This is a genomic window from Hydrophilobacter chitinilyticus (assembly GCF_049860745.1).
In the GTDB taxonomy this organism is placed as follows: Bacteria; Pseudomonadota; Gammaproteobacteria; order Burkholderiales; family Burkholderiaceae_C; genus Rhodoferax_B.
The window spans coordinates 2,421,009-2,437,035 of the sequence record NZ_CP187561.1 but is presented as its reverse complement, the minus strand read 5'-3'; the positions used below and the strand labels follow the sequence as shown (position 1 = coordinate 2,437,035).

The window sequence follows — 16,027 nt, the reverse complement described above, 5'->3', positions numbered from 1 at the left end:
TCACTCTTACTCACTTTCGGTCACAACCAGCAACTTCAATTCGCGTCAATGAACTTCGCTAACCTCACTAGGCGACCCGGCGACAACACCGGCCGTAGCCGTGGCCCCCGTGCGCACATGCAGCACCCGCTGCGGGAACGGAATCTCCACATTGTGCGCTCGCAGCGCGCGCAAGATGGCCATGTTGATGTCCGAGCGCAAATTGCCCTGCCCGTTTTCTGGGTCGTTGAACCAGTACGAGACGCGAAACTCCAGCCCGTCAGCCCCAAACGCATTGAGCGAGACGCCCGGGCCGGGGTCTTTCAACACGCGTGGAATTTGCTGCACGGTCTGCAGTAACAACGCGGCAACTTCGTCAGCGTCGCTGTTATAGCCCACCGAGATGACCGTGGCCTGGTTGACGTTGCGGTTGTTCAGCGACCAATTCTCTACGCGCTGCGTGATGAGCAGTTCGTTGGGCACAATCGATTCAATGCCGTTGGGCGCTGTGACCACGGTGTAGCGCGCGTTGATGTCGGTGATGCGCCCGGCAAAACCGTCGACCTGCACAAAGTCGCCAATCCGCATGCTGCGCTCGGCCAAGATGACAAAGCCGCTCACGTAGTTGGAGGCCAGCTTCAGCAGACCAAAGCCAATGCCCACACCGATGGCGCCACCCAGCACCGACAAGGCCGTGAGGTCGATGCCCACGGTAGACAGCGCCAGCAGCAAGCCCACAAACACCATCAACGCACGCGTGGCATTGCTGACCGCTTTGCGCAATGACAACTCGCTGCCCGTGGCGTTCTTCAGCAGGCGCGTTTCAATCGCCGCCGAGATCCACAACGTGACGATCATCACCAGCCCGGCCGTGAGCGCGCCCTCCAGCATGGTGCGCACCGACAGCGTGGTACTGCCGATCTTCCATTTGATCTGATCCAGCTCGTCCAGCAGTACGGGCAGCAAGCCGCTGACCCACAGCACCATGGCCAGCCAAGCCACCCATGAAATGGTGCGCTCCAGCATGCGCACCACCGGCGTGTTTTTGAAGGCCACCTGCAGCACCTTCACCCCGACGCGGATCACCGCCAGCGAGATCAACACCGGCAACGCAATCTTGAACACTGCCAGCGGCATCCATTTGGCCGTCAACTCCTGCGCGACAAACGCAAACAACAGCCAGGCCAACGGAAACAGCACACCGTCGATCAACCGGCGGCCAAAGGTAATCGACTCTTCGTGCGCGCCACCCGCGCTGCGGCGTAGCGCCGCAACCACGCCATAGGCCAACACCGCACAGACCAGCACCACGGCCAATTCGGCCAGGGCGGTGGGCTGGCTCAGCGCACGCGCCCAGTCGTCAAGCGTGACGATGCGGTTGGTGTCGTGCATGGTCGGCAGGCTCAAACTTGCCATTGTTGGCATCCTTCGTCAGTCTTCTATATGGGAATGAACGCGGGCCGCAACTGCAGCCCAGCGGGAACGCGCTAAACACTAAACGTCAGCCAGCACGCGCAAATGCGCTTCCACGCTGCGGCCCAAAGCGCTGAGGTTGTAGCCCCCCTCCAGGCAACTGACGATGCGCCCCTGGGCATAAGCATCGGCCAAAGCCTTCAGCCGCCAGGTGATCCAGGTGTAGTCTTGCTCCACCAGGCCCAGTTGACCCAGGTCGTCTTCACGGTGCGCGTCAAAACCGGCGCTGACGATGATCAGCTCGGGCTCAAATTCTTCCAGCCGGGGCAGCCACATCATCTCCATGATCTCGCGCACTTCCATGCCTTGGGTGTACGCGGGCACCGGCACGTTCAGCAGGTTGCTGGCATTCAAGGCCGAGCCTTCGGGGTAGAACGGGTGCTGGTACATGCCGACCATCAAGATGCGGTCGTCACCGGCCACGATGTCTTCGGTGCCGTTGCCGTGGTGCACATCAAAGTCGACGATGGCCACGCGCTTCAACCCGTGCTGCGCCAGCGCGTGGTGTGCGGCAATGGCCACGTTGTTGAAGAAGCAAAAGCCCATGGCCTTGTCGCGGCAGGCGTGGTGGCCGGGGGGGCGCACGGCGCAGAAGGCGTTTTCCAGCGCGCCGGACATCACGCCGTCCACCGCCGCTATTGCCGCTCCAGCCGCATGCAGCGCAGCCTGCCAGGTGTGGGTGTTGATGCAGGTGTCCGGGTCTACCGCCGCATGTTGAGGACCACCGGCCGCAATGTCGCGCGCCAGTTGCTCGCCGAGCGCCTGCAATTGCGCCACGTAGCCCGCACCGTGTGCGCGTTCAATTTGCGCCAAGGTGGCGGCGGGTGCGGTGATGTGCTCCAGCGCGTCGGCCACGCCGGTAATCAGCAAGCGGTCGTCGATGGCGCCCAGGCGTTCGGGGCATTCCGGGTGCCCGTCGCCCATCTCGTGTTGACGACAAGATGGGTGGGTGAAGTATCCGGTTTTAAGCATGGGTAAAGACCTGGCGTCAGAAATATGCGGTAACGTCCTGCCAATATGCTTGCACAACAGAAATTGACGTCGTTACTCGATCAGCTTAACACGGTGATCGTCGGGAAATCCGACCAAGTTCGAGACTGCGTGGCCTGCCTGCTGGCCGGCGGCCACCTGCTGATTGAAGACGTCCCCGGCGTGGGCAAAACCACCCTCGCCCACGCGCTGGCCCGCACCTTCGGCCTGCAATTCTCGCGCGTGCAGTTCACCGCCGACCTGATGCCCAGCGACCTCTCAGGTGTGTCGGTGTTCGAGCGCGGGCGCGAAGCCTTTGTGTTCCATCCCGGCCCGGTATTTGCGCAGATTTTGCTGGCCGATGAAATCAACCGCGCCAGCCCGCGCACCCAAAGCGCGTTGCTGGAGGCCATGGAAGAAAAGCAGGTGACGGTGGAAGGCGCCACGCGCCCGCTGCCCACGCCTTTTTTTGTGATTGCCACGCAAAACCCGACTGATCAGTTGGGCACCTTCCCGCTGCCCGAATCGCAGCTTGACCGCTTCTTGATGCGCATCTCGCTCGGCTACCCCGACCGCGCGGCCGAGCGCGTGTTGCTGGCCGGGCAAGACCCGCGCGAAAAAGTGGAGACGCTGGCCCCCTTGCTCACCCTGGCCGAACTGCAGCAGTTGCAGCAGCAAGTGCTGAAGATCCACACCGCCGCGCCGCTGCTCGAATACGTGCAAGACCTGCTGGCCGCCACACGATCGGGCCGTTGGTTTGTGCAGGGCTTGAGCCCGCGCGCCGGCATTGCCATCGTGCGTGCGGCCAAGGCGCAGGCGCTGCTGAGCGGGCGCGACTACGTGGCGCCCGACGACGTGCAAGCCATCCTGCCGCAAACCGTGGCACACCGCCTCGTGCCCACGGGCGACGCCGGGCGCGGCGCGGTAGAGCAAGTGCGCGCCATGATCGAGGCCGTGCCGCTGGCCTGACCTCGCTGATATCACCATGGCAGTCGCTTCCCGTCGCTGGGCCAACCTGAATCCGCTTAAGTCGTTGACCGCTCCTTTCACAGCCGCGCTACGCCACCGCTTCGACCGCTGGTGGCAAGCACGACTGCCGCTGTCAGACACCCTGCAGCTCACCCAGCGCAACGTCTACATCCTGCCGACCACGCCCGGCTGGGTGCTGGCCGCCACGCTGGCCGTGCTGCTGGTGGCCAGCATCAATTACCAGTTGAACCTGGGTTACCTGTTGACGTTTTTGCTCGCCGGTTGTGCCGCCGTGGGCATGCATGTGGCCCACGCCACCTTGCGCGGGCTTGACCTGAAGCTGGTGGCGCCCGATGCGCAATTTGCCGGCCGCAGTGCCGTGCTCACCGTGCAACTGAGCAACAGCCGCCGCAGCGCGCGCCGCGCCATTGCGCTGAGCCTGCAAGACACCCGCCATTGGGCCTTTACCGATGTGCCCGCGCGCGGCAGCAGCACCGTGCACGTGGCCTTTATGCCGACTACGCGCGGCCTGCACCGCGTGCCCGCGCTCACGGCCGAAACACGTTTTCCGCTCGGCAGTTTTTGCGTGTGGTGTTACTGGCGCCCGGCTGCTGAAGTGCTGGTCTACCCCGCGCCCGAAACCCACGCGCCGCCGCTGCCCCCGGCCACGCCGCAGCCTGGCCACAGCGCCCACAGCCCCAGCCAGGCCAGCAGCGAATTTGATGGCGTGCGGGCTTACCGCCGGGGCGACCCGCGCAAGCTCATCGTCTGGAAAAAGGCCGCCAAGTCGGGCGAACTGGTAAGCCGCGACAGCCCGCAAAGCCAACCCCAAGCGCTGTGGCTAGACCTGGCCCACACCGGCGGCGGCTCGCTTGAGGCACGCCTGAGCCGCCTGTGCGCCTGGGTGCTGCAAGCGGAAGCCTTGGGCCTGGACTACGGCCTGCGCCTGCCGGGCCGCGACATCAAGCCCGACACCGGCGCCCAACACCAACGCCGCTGCCTCGAAGCACTGGCGCTGGCTTAAGGGCTGGTCAACGCGCATAACCCATCCGCTATCAAAAAAGAAGCTGCTTACGCATACCTAATAAGCGCCAATGGCCGATTTATCCCTTAACCCCTCTAGCAACCCAAACCCGTGGCAATCGGCCCGGCGCGCCCTCACCGGCCTGCCGCGTGACAGCCGCGACACCTTGTTCCTGCTGGTGGTGGTGGCCTGGGTGGTGTTGCCGCAAACCAGCAACCTGCCCTGGTGGGTCAGCGTGGGCACTGGCTGCATATTGCTGTGGCGCGGCTGGCTAGCTTGGCACGCTCGCCCGCTGCCCAACCGCTGGTGGCTGTTCGCCCTGCTGGCCCTGGCCATGCTGGCCACCTGGGCCACCCACCGCACACTGGTGGGGCGTGATGCGGGCGTCACGCTGGTGGTGCTGTTGCTTGCGTTAAAGACTCTGGAGTTGCGTGCGCGGCGCGATGCGTTTGTGGTGTTCTTCCTGGGCTTCTTCACGATGCTCACCAACTTCTTTTTCTCGCAGTCGCTGCTCACGGCCGTGGCCATGTTGATAGGCCTGCTGGGCCTGCTCACGGCACTGGTCAACGCGCACATGCCGGTGGGCCGCCCGCCCTTGGCCGAGTCCGCCCGCATGGCCGGGTGGATGGCGCTGCTGGGCGCGCCGGTCATGTTGGCGCTGTTCATGTTGTTCCCGCGTGTGGCGCCGTTGTGGGGCATGCCCAGCGATGCCATGAGCGGGCGCAGTGGCCTCTCAGGCAGCATGCAGGTGGGCGACATGGCCAGCCTGGCGCTGAGCGACGCCATCGCGCTACGCGTGCGGTTTGAGGGCAACCCGCCGCAGCAAAGCACGCTGTATTTTCGCGGCCCGGTGTTGTCGGAGTTTGACGGCCGGCAATGGCGCCCGCGCTATGCCAGCCCGCTGGCAGGCAACGCGCGCCAGGCCGAGCTTCAAGTCAGCGGCGCGCCCATTCGCTACGAAGCCACGGTAGAGCCCAACAACCGCCCGTGGCTGCTGCTGCTCGACGCCACACCTAGCGCCCCCACCGTGCGTGGCGACGCCGCTGGCAGCGTGGCCATGACGCCCGACCTGCAATGGATGGCCAGCCGCCCACTGACCGACCTGACGCGTTACCGCGCCGAAAGCTACGCCAGCTTTCGCCACGGCCCGGCCCAGCGCACCGTGCGCCTGCAAGCCGACCTGGCGTTGCCCGCCGGTTTCAACCCACGCACCTTGCAACTGGCGGCCGACATGCGCCGCGAGACGCCCAAGGCCAGCCCGGCCGAGCTGATGGAAGCGGCACTGCAGCGCCTGCGCACCGGCGGCTACAGCTACACGCTGGAGCCCGGCGTGTACGGCCAACACACGGCCGATGAGTTTTGGTTTGACCGCAAAGCCGGCTTCTGCGAGCACTTCGCCTCGTCGTTTGTGGTGCTGATGCGCGCACTCGACATTCCGGCCCGCGTGGTCACCGGCTATCAGGGCGGCGAGGTCAACAGCCTCGACGGCTACTGGACGGTGCGCCAAAGCGATGCCCACGCCTGGACCGAAGTCTGGCTGCAGGACCAGGGCTGGGTGCGTGTGGACCCGACCGCCATGGTCGCCCCCGGCCGCGTCGGCGCCCTGGAGCGCTTGGCCGCGCCCGAAGGTTTCTTCGGCACTGCCATCGGCACCGTGAGCCCGACCGCCGCCGCGCAGATGCGCGCCGTCTGGGAGGCCATCAACAACCGCTGGAACCAATGGGTGTTGAACTACACCCAAACGCGTCAGCTCGACCTGCTCAAGTCCATCGGCTTCGACGCCGAAGACTGGCAAGACCTGCTGCAAGCGCTGGGCGTTCTGTTGGCGCTGGCGAGCCTGGCCGGCGCCGGTTGGACGCTGCTGGGCCGCCGCCAGCACGACCCGTGGCTGCACCTGCACCAACGCGCCCAAGCCCGGCTGCGCAAAGCGGGCGTTGACGTTCCCGCACACGCCGGGCCACGCCAAATGGCGGCCTTGCTGAAGGCGCACCCGCTGGCGCAAACCGATGCCACGTCGGCACAACAACTGCACGCTTGGCTTTTGCAACTGGAAGCGCAGCGTTATGCGCCAGAACCGGCCATTAGCCTCGCTAGACTCAGGCGAACGTTTCCGAAATTGGCTTCATGAAAACTCTCCTGAAAATTGCTCTGGTTGCGATAGCAGCCTGCGCAGCTCCCGCTTACGCAAAAGCCGAAAAGCCCTCAAAAACAAAACCCGCAGCCGCCAAAGCCGCGCCGACCATTCCCTACTCGACCCGCGACGACGTGATGGCCGAGGCCGACGACATCGCCGCGCGCCGCAACCTCGACCGCGAGTGGGTGCGCCAAGCCATCGGCCAGGCACGCATGTTGCCCACCGTGGTGCGCCTCATGACGCCCGCCCCGCGCGGCACGGCCAAGAACTGGGCGGTCTACCGCAGCCGCTTCATCGACCCCATCCGCATCCGCGCCGGGGTGCGCTTCTGGCAGGCCAACCGCCAGTGGCTCGACCGGGCCGAGGCTGAGACCGGTGTGCCCGCACAAATCATCGTCGGCATCATTGGCGTGGAAACCATCTACGGCCAGCAAATGGGCAGCTTCCGCGTGATGGACGCGCTCACCACCCTGGCCTACGACTTCCCTGCCGCACATCCGCGCGCCAAAGAACGCGCCGCCTACTTCAAGGGCGAGCTGGAGCAAGTGCTGAGCCTGGCCAACCGCACCGGCATTGACCCCATGGACTTGCGCGGCAGCTATGCTGGCGCCATGGGCATGCCACAGTTCATGCCCACCAGTTGGGCGCAATGGGCGGTGGACTTTGACGGCGACGGCAAGATCGACCTGTTCAACAGCCCTGGCGACGTGATCGGCTCGGTGGCCAACTACTTCAAGTCGTTTGGCTGGAAACCCGGCATGCCCACGCACTACCCCGTGCGCTTCAACCCCGACACGCTGGACATGAACGCGCTGATGGCGCCAGACATCCTGCCCACCTTCAGCGTCGCCAGCTTCACTGCCAAGGGCGCCGTGCTGGAAGGCGCGGCCTTGCAGCACACCGGCCCGCTGGCCTTGATTGAGCTGCAAAACGGCGACGCCCCGGCCACCTACGTGGCGGGTACCGAGAACTTTTACGTCATCACGCGCTACAACTGGTCGAGCTACTACGCCATGTCGGTCATTGAACTGGGCGATGCAGTGGCGGCGGCGCTGAACCAGTAGACCCAGGTCAAATCGCGCTCCCGCCGCGCGGAGTAGGATGGTCATACCGTCAACCTCCGCAGCGAAAGAGCCGTATGCCCACCATTGAGCCACGCACCGAACCTCGCACTGAAGTCTTGATCGTGGGCGCCGGCCCTACCGGTTTGGTTCTGGCGCTTTGGCTCACGCAACAAGGCATTCGCGTACGCGTGGTCGACCAGGCCACCGGCCCCGGCAGCACCTCGCGGGCCATGGCGGTACAAGCCCGCACGCTGGAGCTTTACCGCCAGCTCGACCTGAGCGATGCGGTGGTCGCCGCCGGCCACCAAAACCCCGCCATCAACCTGTGGATCAAAGGCCAAAAGAAGGCGCAGCTCGGCTTTGGCACGGCGGGCGAGCACCTCACGCCCTACCCCTTCCTGCTGGTCTACCCGCAAGACCAACACGAGCGCCTGCTGGCCGAGCGCCTGGCCACCATGGGGGTGCAGGTGGAGCGCCAGACCGAATGCATAGGTTTTAAAGACCAGGGCGACCACGTCGTCGCAAGGCTACGCACAGCCGACGGCCAAGAGCACACCTGCGAGGCCCGCTTTCTGGCCGGCTGCGACGGTGCCAAATCGCCCATTCGCCACCAGTTGGGCACCGGTTTTGACGGCGGCACCTATGCGCAAATCTTCTACGTGGCCGATGTCGACGTAACCGGCCCCGCCGCAGACGGCGCCACCCACATCGCGCTCGACAACGCCGACTTCGTGGCCCTGCTGGCCTACAGCCAACAATCGGGTGGCGCTACCAAAGCCCGGCTGATTGGCGCGGTACGTGACGAGCGCGAAGATGCTGAAACCCTGACCTTTAACGACGTCAGCCACCGCGCCATCGACGCCCTGGGCCTGCAGGTGCAAAAGGTAAGCTGGTTCTCCACCTACCGCGTGCACCACCGCGTCACGCGCCAATACCGCGTGGGCCGCACCTTCTTGCTGGGCGACGCCGCCCACGTCCACAGCCCGGCAGGCGGCCAGGGCATGAACACCGGCATTGGCGACGCCATCAACCTGGCCTGGAAACTCGCCGCCGTGCTGCGCCAGCAAGCGCCCGATGCCTTGCTCGACAGCTACGAGGTGGAGCGCAAAGCCTTCGCGCTGAAGCTGGTGGAAACCACCGACCGGCTGTTCAGCTTCGTCACCAGCGAGAGCCCGTTTGCCAACTTCGTGCGCACACAAATCGCGCCCATCCTCGCGCCGCTGGCCTACGGCGTGGATGCCGCACGCGAGTACATGTTCCGCGTGCTGTCGCAAACCTTGATCAACTACCGCCACAGCCCGCTGAGCATGGGCACACAAGACGAAGACGAAGTGCACGGCGGCGACCGCCTGCCCTGGGTGGCCACCGTTGATGGCCCCGAGAAAGGCCGTGAGCACGGCACGGACAACTATGAGAGCCTGCGCCAGATCACCTGGCAAGTGCACATCTACGGCGACCCAACCGAGCCGGTGACGGAAGAACTACGCCAGGCTTGCGCCTCTTGCGGCGTGCCCCTGCGCCGCTTCGACTACACCCCGGCGCACCAGGCCGCCGGTTTGGCCCGCGACGCGCTGTATCTGCTGCGTCCTGACACCTACGTCGCCATGGTCGAACCCACGGGCGACCCGCAGGCCCTGGCGCGTTACTTTGCCGAGCGCGGCATCCGGCTTTAGATCTTTCCGCTGGCCGCCCAACTTTCAATGAGCGAAGCAGATGGTTCGAAGTGCATGCCGTCTTCGGTGGGGAAGCCAGCACCCCAGTACCAACCGGCCGCATTAAAAAACGGCGCAAGCTCCAGCGACCCACGCAGCACCTTGTCATCACCCTGCGTATCGGTCACGCCGCCAATCTTGAAATCGACCGCCATGCCCCACGCGTGGGTGGAGACACCGGGGCCGATTTTTCCGTTGATTTTGGTGAAGCGCGCACAAGACATGCCGTTCGAGCTGAGCATGCCAAACAGCCTGGGCCTTGCCACCTTCACCTCCTGAAAAATAGCCGCCAGCGAAGCCACGGCCACATCGATGCCCGTCACCCTGAACGGCCCTACATCCTTTAGCACCAGGTGCGCGAGTATTTTGGGGTTGGTGGGCGTCAGGCACTTGCCCTGCGGGTCGTAGTGCTTGTCCACAATCGGCTCGCCCAACAAATCACGCAGCCGGTGCTGCCCCGCAGACGCCAGGCCCACGTTAAAGCTTGACTTCGATGGCAGAGGGATCAGCGCTAGGTAGTCCGCGTTGGTTTCTGCGCCGGGGTTGGCGAGGCCGCTGAATGCGGTGAAGGCGGTTGTGGTGGCAGCGGGCTTTGGGGCAGGTGCAGGCACAGGTACTGCAACAGGTGCTGCAACAGGCGCAGAGGCGGGCACTGCGGGCACTGCGGGCGCTGCTGCAGCCACCGTAGCAGTCGGTTTAGGCGTAGCCTTTACCGTAAACAAACCGTTAGGCTGAGCAATCACCTCGATGGTCATGTCTTTGTCCGCCGTCATCAGCACATTGGCCAACTCCGATGGTGGTATGTCTGTGATGATGGTGGGGGCACCCATGACGTTCTCTCCTCAAATGTTTGAGTGAATAAGCGACTCTCTGCTCAAGGTACCTTCAACGCCGCCACGGCGCGAGCGCGTGCATCAGCATTCGCTTTGATGTTGATGAGCGCCATCACAGAAGGAATCGCCGGCTCTTTGGTCTTGACGTAGTCATCCAGCGCCTTCACGTTGGCCGCGTTTGCAACACCGCCTGGGTAAGCCCACGCACGCAGCTTGGCAGTGTTGTCATCAATACCAAACGTTGTCAGTTCGTTCGACACCTCGGGCGGCTGGCCGCGTGCGGCGTCACCCCGGTTGCTTTCGGGTTTTACTTTTTGAATGGCTATGTTGATTTGGTGCTCGATATGCGAAGGCACACACAACAACGCATAACGCTGAATGACCGTCAAGGCGGCCGGCCAATTCGAGTAGCCCCGCTCCAACGCGGCGCGGTAAGCCCGCTGCTGGTCGTCTACAACACCTTGCACGGTGGCAGGCGGCAACTCGTACAACACGTTGCTGGCCAAGTTGTCGATGGTGGTGGTCGTCAGCCCAAAAAGAATGGCCACGATGGCCACGTCTTTGGCAGCCGACTTGGCAGCAGCCATCACGCCGGCGGTAGCCGTGGCGATCAGGCCGATCTCGGTGTTCAAGGTGCGGCGGTCGCGGTCAAGCACAAAAAGCTTGTCCAGATATTTGCGGCACTTGTTGTCGGCGTAGTTCATGCCGGCGTCGATCACACCGTCCCACTCAGTGCCGCCGGCAGGACTCAGACCGTCGGCTTTTACCGCTGCTGCGTGGGCTTTGAGCTGCACAAGCACCTTGTTTTGCTCTTCTACATATTTGGTAAGGTCTTCGCTCGCAAACTCGCTCCCCGGCCCATGACGGGCTTCACCAATGGGGCCGGTGGCACAGGCACACAGCAGCATTGCGGCAAACGCCGCCATCAGCGCCTGCGCGCTGCGGATCAAGATATTCATCCTCGCTCCTTGTTCTACGTCGATCGAACAAAGTCCCTCTGTGGACCATCTTGTTGTCGCCGGCAGACCATCGGCGTGTTGCCAAATCTCAGCCTTGGCGCCTCGGTTGGGCGTCTGTGCACGGGATCAAAAGAATGCGCAGGGGCATGGGTCGCCCTGGAAATCGAAGCTCGTCAAGAACTTTGCGGAATGCGGCTCCACGCGGAGAAAAAGCGACCTAGCCAACAAAGCCGCAGGTGGGCATGGGTGCCAAAACTTGCCTATATTTTCCCCACGGCTAATGCGGATATTTTGATCCAAGGCTACCAACAGCACAACAGAAAATATGGATTTTTCAAACGTCCTAGCTGCTGCATTGAGTGGCATTGAATAGCCGCTTTTGTAGGCTTGGCCCTACAAGCCAAACAGTTGTTTTGCATCCACGCTCAGGTTTAGCGCGTATGGCGGATATGCAAACACCTGTTTCACAATGCCCTCATGACTGCATTGAACCCCGACGCCGAACTCATGGCGCTGATCGACCGCGTCGGCCAGCAGGACGAGGCCGCCCTGCGCCAGCTCTACGACAAAACCTCGTCCAAGCTGTTTGGTTTGGCCATGCGTGTGGTGCGCCAGCGCGATTGGGCCGAAGATGTGTTGCAGGAAACCTTTTTAACCGTGTGGCGCGCAGCCGGAGATTACCGCGCCAGCCTGAGTCCGCCCATGGCCTGGCTGGGCTTGATCGTGCGCAGTCGGGCACTCGACTTTCTGCGCAAACGCCGCGCCGAGCGCACACACCTGACCGACGAGTACGACGAACTGGGCTCGGACGCCTTGCCCGCCGAGAGTGGCAACCCCTTGGACATGGCGCAAGCCAGCGAACAGGCCTGGGCCTTGCACCAATGCCTGAACCGGCTCGAAGCGCCGCAGCGCGAAGTGGTCAGCCTGGCCTACCTGCGCGACCTGAGCCACGGCGAGTTGTCAGAACAGCTCAAGCTACCGCTGGGCACCGTGAAATCATGGATACGCCGCAGTCTGGACAAGCTGCGCGAATGCATGAACCGCACCGCAGCGTGAAGGGCGCGCCATGAACATCAGCGGCAACCCCCAACTGCTTGACCGCCTGGCCGCCAGCCACGCCGTGGGCACCATGCGTGGCGGCGCGCGCCGCCGTTTTGAAGCCCTGGCACGCGAACATGCTCCCGTGCGCGCCGCCGCTCTGGCCTGGCAAGGTCGGCTGGCCAGCATGACCGAGCTGCAAAGCCCCATGCAACCCGACCCCGCCGTGTGGGTGCGCATCCAGAACGTGCTGGACGGTGAAAAAGAACAACGTGCTCTGGCAGCCCAACGCACAGCGATACCGAAATCTGCGCCGTCGCCATCGCCACGCGCAGGCTGGTTTGCCAACCTCGCCCTGTGGCGCGGCGCCAGCGTAGCGGGCGCCTTGGCTACCTTGTTAGCTGTAGTGGTCGGGTTCGATCTCAAACACCAGCTCGATGTCGCCCCCGCCGTGCAATACGTGGCCGTGCTGGCCAACGACAAAGCCGCGCCATCGGTGCTGGTCACCTTCGACCCCAAGAACAAACAACTCGTGCTGCAGCGCCTGGGCGACTTCAAGGAAGGCGCAGATAAATCGTTGCAGCTGTGGGCCCTGCCCCCGGGCGGCAAGCCACGCTCACTGGGCGTGATGAGCGACGCGCCCGCCCTCAAGCTCACGGCCGCCGAGTCCCAAGTCCAAGCCATACCGGCCCTGGCCATCAGCCTGGAACCCAAGGGCGGCGTGCCAAGCGACGGCGGGCCCACGGGGCCTGTACTGTTCAGCGGGCCGTTGATTGAGAAAACCCTGTAGACCAAACGGCTTTCAATTAGATCAAAAAAGATAGCTTCTTACGCTTTATTGGAAAGGGCAAAGCTTTCTTTTTATTCTCTTTTCATGAGTCCTCGGGCCAGGAAAAACAAACGGGCAGCATGCTTCAAGCTGTCCCCAAGTTGACTTAACAAAGCATTCGCAATATAATTGTTTTGCTTTTAACAACTAATTGAAAACACACTCCGTGCCTGCCATTGCACTTCATGGGCAGGCGTTGTCTTTTCACTGCGGCGCCTCTGCCGCACCAACCATCTTCTCTCCGTTGAACCCCTGCACGCAGGCTTGAGCCCTGCTGCAGATGCCGACCTTTCGGCAAACCTCTCGTTCACCACTAAGCATCAGCATGCGCCTCGCCGTGTGCCGGTGTTGGGCTTTGCCCATTTCCGCAGTCGTCAAGCTTGGCGGCGTTTCGTCCACTCTTTTTTCAAGGAGCCCAAACGCATGGCAAAAGATATCGTCATCGACCACGTGTTCAAGGTCTTCGGGGAGCAGCCCGAACAAGCCCTGAAGCTCGTCCAACAAGGCTTGTCCAAGTCTGAAATCCTCGCCCAAACGGGTAACTCCATCGGCGTGTTTGATGCCACGTTCGACATCAAGGCTGGCGAAATCTTCGTCATCATGGGTTTGTCGGGCTCGGGCAAGTCCACGCTAGTACGGCTGCTGAACCGGCTGATCGAACCCACCGCCGGGCGCATTCTGGTCGACGGCACCGACATCAACACCCTGGGCGACAGCGCCTTGCGCGCGCTGCGCCGCAAAGACATCAGCATGGTGTTCCAGTCGTTTGCGCTCATGCCGCATATGACCGTGCTGGACAACACCGCCTTCGGCCTGGAACTGGCCGGCGTAGACCGCACCGAACGCCAAGCCTTGGCCGCCAAAGCGCTGGAGCAAGTCGATCTGGGCGGCTGGGGCGCGAGCTACCCGGATGAGTTGTCGGGCGGCATGCAGCAGCGTGTGGGCCTGGCGCGTGCGCTGGCCAGCGACCCGTCGATTCTGTTGATGGACGAAGCGTTTTCCGCCCTCGACCCCATCATCCGCACCGAGATGCAAAGCGAGCTGCTGCGCCTGCAGCAAATCCAGCGCCGCACCATCGTTTTCATTTCGCACGACCTGGACGAGGCCATGCGCATTGGCGACCGCATCGCCATCATGAAAGACGGCCACGTGATTCAAGTGGGCACGCCGGATGAAATTTTGCGCAACCCGGCCGACGACTACGTGCGCAACTTTGTGCGCGGTGTGGACGCGGCCTCGGTGTTCAAGGCGGGCGACATTGCACGCAAGTCCATGACCGTGGTGTCGGAGCGCAGCGACCGTGGTTGCCGCGCCGCGCTGCAGCAGTTGCAGACCCACGACCGCGAATACGCCACCGTGGTCACGCCGCAGCAGCAGTACCTGGGCACCGTATCGGCCGAGTCGCTGCGCACGGCGCTCGAGGGCCAGGTGGGCATGCTGGGCCTGCAAAGCGCCTACTTACCGGGCATTGAACCGATTGCAGCCGATGCTGCCGTGGCCGACCTGTTTGCCCAAGTGGCGCAGGCGCCCTGCCCCGTGCCGGTGGTGAGCACCGGCGGCCGCTTCCGTGGCACGGTGAGCAAGACCACGCTGCTGATGTTTCTGGATCGGGACACACCGCCCGTGCCCCCTACATCACCGCAAATCATCCAATCCACGGCAAGCCCTGCCCCACTCGCTGAAAGGAGCCACGCTTGAGCAACGCAACCGACGTCACAAACACCATCAACCCAAGCGACGCCCTCGCCCAGACCACCACACCAGACTTGGCGCCAAACCCCGCATCCACTCCCGATGCCGATCCGTGGGCCAGCATCAGCCAAAGTGCGCCTGCAGCCGATCCAACCCAAGCGGCCCAAGCCGTGGATCCGAACGCCGCAGCCGCTGCGGCCGATCCGTGGTCTAACGTCAACGACACCGGCGCCAACACCGACTGGCTCGGCGCCCCCGCTGGCACCGATGCCGCCACGGGTGTAGACCCCAGTGCCGCGCACTTCCACCTGAGCCAACTGTGGGACGGCAGCCTGCCGGCCGAGCGCTGGATCAACGACGGTCTGACCTACCTCGTCGACCACTTCCGCCCCTTCTTCCAAACCCTGCGCGGCCCCATCGACGGCTTACTCACCGGCGTGGAAGGCATGCTGCAAAGCGTGCCCACGCTGGCCATGGTCGGCCTGCTCAGCCTGCTGGCCTGGCAGTTTGCCGGCCGCCTGGTGGGCCTGGGTGCGTTGGTATCGCTGCTCCTGGTGGCCATGCTCGGCATTTGGCCTGAAGCCATGGTCACGCTGTCGCTGGTGTTGACGTCATTGGCCTTCTGTCTGGCCATTGGCATTCCGCTGGGCATTGCCCTGGCCAGCAGCGACCGCGCACAGCGCGCCATGCGCCCGCTGCTCGACGCGATGCAGACCACGCCGGCCTTCGTTTACCTGGTGCCGGTTGTGATGCTGTTTGGCATTGGCAACGTGCCGGGCGTCATCGTTACCATCGTCTTCGCGCTGCCACCGCTGGTGCGCTTGACCAACCTGGGCATTCGCCAAGTGCGCCCTGATTTGGTGGAGGCCGCACGCGCTTACGGTGCCTCGCCATGGCAGTTGCTGGTGAAGGTGCAACTGCCGCTGGCCATGCCGTCGATCATGGCCGGTATCAACCAGGCGCTGATGTTGTCGCTGTCGATGGTGGTCATCGCGTCGATGATTGCTGTGGGTGGCCTGGGCCAGATGGTGTTGCGCGGCATTGGCCGACTGGACATGGGCTTGGCCACCGTGGGCGGCCTGGGCATTGTGCTGCTGGCCATCACGCTGGACCGTATCACCCAAGCCATGGGCCAGGCGCAGCGCGGCTCGCGCCACTGGTGGCAGCGTGGGCCTGTGGGGTTGGTGATGCGCCTGGTGCCGCTCCCTTCCACCCCATCTAGCCGCGCACCCACTTCAAACGAAGCCACAACCACCGCTCCCGCTGCCTCGAAAACTCTGCAAAGGATTGCCGCATGACCCAGAACATCTCTACTTCCGTCTTGACTTCAGTCTCTACCACCATCTCGCGCT

Annotated in this window: 13 protein-coding genes; 9 read left to right on the top strand and 4 right to left on the bottom strand. The window is 63.6% G+C overall.

Features of this window, described 5'->3' with window-relative positions; all coding sequences use genetic code 11:
* Window positions 1-45: 45 nt before the first annotated feature.
* Both ACPWMG_RS10900 and ACPWMG_RS10895 read right to left on the bottom strand, forming a co-directional pair.
* The gene (locus ACPWMG_RS10900) at window positions 46-1,395 is read right to left on the bottom strand and encodes a mechanosensitive ion channel family protein (RefSeq protein ID WP_483304658.1); all 1,350 of its coding nucleotides are present in this window, start codon (window positions 1,393-1,395) and stop codon (window positions 46-48) included.
* Between the two features lie 78 nt (window positions 1,396-1,473).
* On the bottom strand, window positions 1,474-2,424 hold the full coding sequence (locus ACPWMG_RS10895; RefSeq protein WP_483304657.1) for a histone deacetylase family protein: 951 nt from the start codon (window positions 2,422-2,424) through the stop codon (window positions 1,474-1,476).
* Window positions 2,425-2,469: 45 nt separating this feature from the next.
* Here ACPWMG_RS10895 and ACPWMG_RS10890 point away from each other — a divergent pair, with 45 nt between their 5' ends.
* From ACPWMG_RS10890 to ACPWMG_RS10870, 5 genes are all read left to right on the top strand, one after another.
* The gene (locus tag ACPWMG_RS10890; RefSeq protein ID WP_483304656.1) at window positions 2,470-3,390 is read left to right on the top strand and encodes an AAA family ATPase; all 921 of its coding nucleotides are present in this window, start codon (window positions 2,470-2,472) and stop codon (window positions 3,388-3,390) included.
* A 16-nt stretch (window positions 3,391-3,406) separates the two neighbouring features.
* Window positions 3,407-4,414, top strand: coding sequence for a DUF58 domain-containing protein (locus ACPWMG_RS10885; RefSeq protein ID WP_483304655.1), 1,008 nt, complete (start codon window positions 3,407-3,409; stop codon window positions 4,412-4,414).
* Between the two features lie 70 nt (window positions 4,415-4,484).
* Window positions 4,485-6,542, top strand: coding sequence for a transglutaminase TgpA family protein (locus tag ACPWMG_RS10880; RefSeq protein WP_483304654.1), 2,058 nt, complete (start codon window positions 4,485-4,487; stop codon window positions 6,540-6,542).
* A complete protein-coding gene (gene mltB, locus ACPWMG_RS10875) occupies window positions 6,539-7,612 on the top strand; it encodes a lytic murein transglycosylase B (protein ID WP_483304653.1) in 1,074 nt (357 codons plus the stop codon). The genes ACPWMG_RS10880 and mltB overlap by 4 nt, the downstream gene beginning before the upstream one ends.
* 74 nt (window positions 7,613-7,686) lie before the next feature.
* A complete protein-coding gene (locus tag ACPWMG_RS10870; RefSeq protein ID WP_483304652.1) occupies window positions 7,687-9,285 on the top strand; it encodes an FAD-dependent monooxygenase in 1,599 nt (532 codons plus the stop codon).
* Here the strand turns inward: ACPWMG_RS10870 and ACPWMG_RS10865 are convergent.
* On the bottom strand, window positions 9,282-10,154 hold the full coding sequence (locus ACPWMG_RS10865) for a M15 family metallopeptidase (RefSeq protein ID WP_483304651.1): 873 nt from the start codon (window positions 10,152-10,154) through the stop codon (window positions 9,282-9,284). The two genes, ACPWMG_RS10870 and ACPWMG_RS10865, sit on opposite strands and share 4 nt — an antisense overlap.
* 44 nt (window positions 10,155-10,198) lie before the next feature.
* Window positions 10,199-11,116 (bottom strand): hypothetical protein, encoded by a 918-nt coding sequence (locus ACPWMG_RS10860; RefSeq protein WP_483304650.1) that lies wholly within the window; start codon window positions 11,114-11,116, stop codon window positions 10,199-10,201.
* A gap of 477 nt (window positions 11,117-11,593) precedes the next feature.
* Between ACPWMG_RS10860 and ACPWMG_RS10855 the strand changes: the two genes are divergently transcribed.
* The 4 genes from ACPWMG_RS10855 to proW all read left to right on the top strand — a co-directional run bounded on the left by ACPWMG_RS10855 (window position 11,594) and on the right by proW (window position 15,973).
* The gene (locus tag ACPWMG_RS10855; RefSeq protein ID WP_483304649.1) at window positions 11,594-12,172 is read left to right on the top strand and encodes an RNA polymerase sigma factor; all 579 of its coding nucleotides are present in this window, start codon (window positions 11,594-11,596) and stop codon (window positions 12,170-12,172) included.
* A 10-nt stretch (window positions 12,173-12,182) separates the two neighbouring features.
* Complete coding sequence (locus ACPWMG_RS10850) at window positions 12,183-12,944, top strand: anti-sigma factor (RefSeq protein WP_483304648.1); 762 nt, start codon at window positions 12,183-12,185, stop codon at window positions 12,942-12,944.
* A 462-nt stretch (window positions 12,945-13,406) separates the two neighbouring features.
* On the top strand, window positions 13,407-14,681 hold the full coding sequence (gene proV, locus ACPWMG_RS10845; RefSeq protein WP_483304647.1) for a glycine betaine/L-proline ABC transporter ATP-binding protein ProV: 1,275 nt from the start codon (window positions 13,407-13,409) through the stop codon (window positions 14,679-14,681).
* Window positions 14,678-15,973 carry a glycine betaine/L-proline ABC transporter permease ProW gene (proW, locus tag ACPWMG_RS10840; protein WP_483304646.1) on the top strand — a complete coding sequence of 432 codons (1,296 nt, stop codon included), beginning with the start codon at window positions 14,678-14,680 and terminating at the stop codon, window positions 15,971-15,973. The genes proV and proW overlap by 4 nt, the downstream gene beginning before the upstream one ends.
* Window positions 15,974-16,027 lie beyond the last annotated feature (54 nt).

Excerpts from the sequence above, each read along its gene's own strand:
- ACPWMG_RS10900 (WP_483304658.1), bottom strand. The coding sequence starts at position 1,395 with ATGGCAAGTTTGAGCCTGCCGACCATGCACGACACCAACCGCATCGTC.
- ACPWMG_RS10895 (WP_483304657.1), bottom strand. The coding sequence starts at position 2,424 with ATGCTTAAAACCGGATACTTCACCCACCCATCTTGTCGTCAACACGAG.
- ACPWMG_RS10890 (WP_483304656.1), top strand. The coding sequence starts at position 2,470 with ATGCTTGCACAACAGAAATTGACGTCGTTACTCGATCAGCTTAACACG.
- ACPWMG_RS10885 (WP_483304655.1), top strand. The coding sequence starts at position 3,407 with ATGGCAGTCGCTTCCCGTCGCTGGGCCAACCTGAATCCGCTTAAGTCG.
- ACPWMG_RS10880 (WP_483304654.1), top strand. The coding sequence starts at position 4,485 with ATGGCCGATTTATCCCTTAACCCCTCTAGCAACCCAAACCCGTGGCAA.
- mltB (WP_483304653.1), top strand. The coding sequence starts at position 6,539 with ATGAAAACTCTCCTGAAAATTGCTCTGGTTGCGATAGCAGCCTGCGCA.
- ACPWMG_RS10870 (WP_483304652.1), top strand. The coding sequence starts at position 7,687 with ATGCCCACCATTGAGCCACGCACCGAACCTCGCACTGAAGTCTTGATC.
- ACPWMG_RS10865 (WP_483304651.1), bottom strand. The coding sequence starts at position 10,154 with ATGGGTGCCCCCACCATCATCACAGACATACCACCATCGGAGTTGGCC.
- ACPWMG_RS10860 (WP_483304650.1), bottom strand. The coding sequence starts at position 11,116 with ATGAATATCTTGATCCGCAGCGCGCAGGCGCTGATGGCGGCGTTTGCC.
- ACPWMG_RS10855 (WP_483304649.1), top strand. The coding sequence starts at position 11,594 with ATGACTGCATTGAACCCCGACGCCGAACTCATGGCGCTGATCGACCGC.
- ACPWMG_RS10850 (WP_483304648.1), top strand. The coding sequence starts at position 12,183 with ATGAACATCAGCGGCAACCCCCAACTGCTTGACCGCCTGGCCGCCAGC.
- proV (WP_483304647.1), top strand. The coding sequence starts at position 13,407 with ATGGCAAAAGATATCGTCATCGACCACGTGTTCAAGGTCTTCGGGGAG.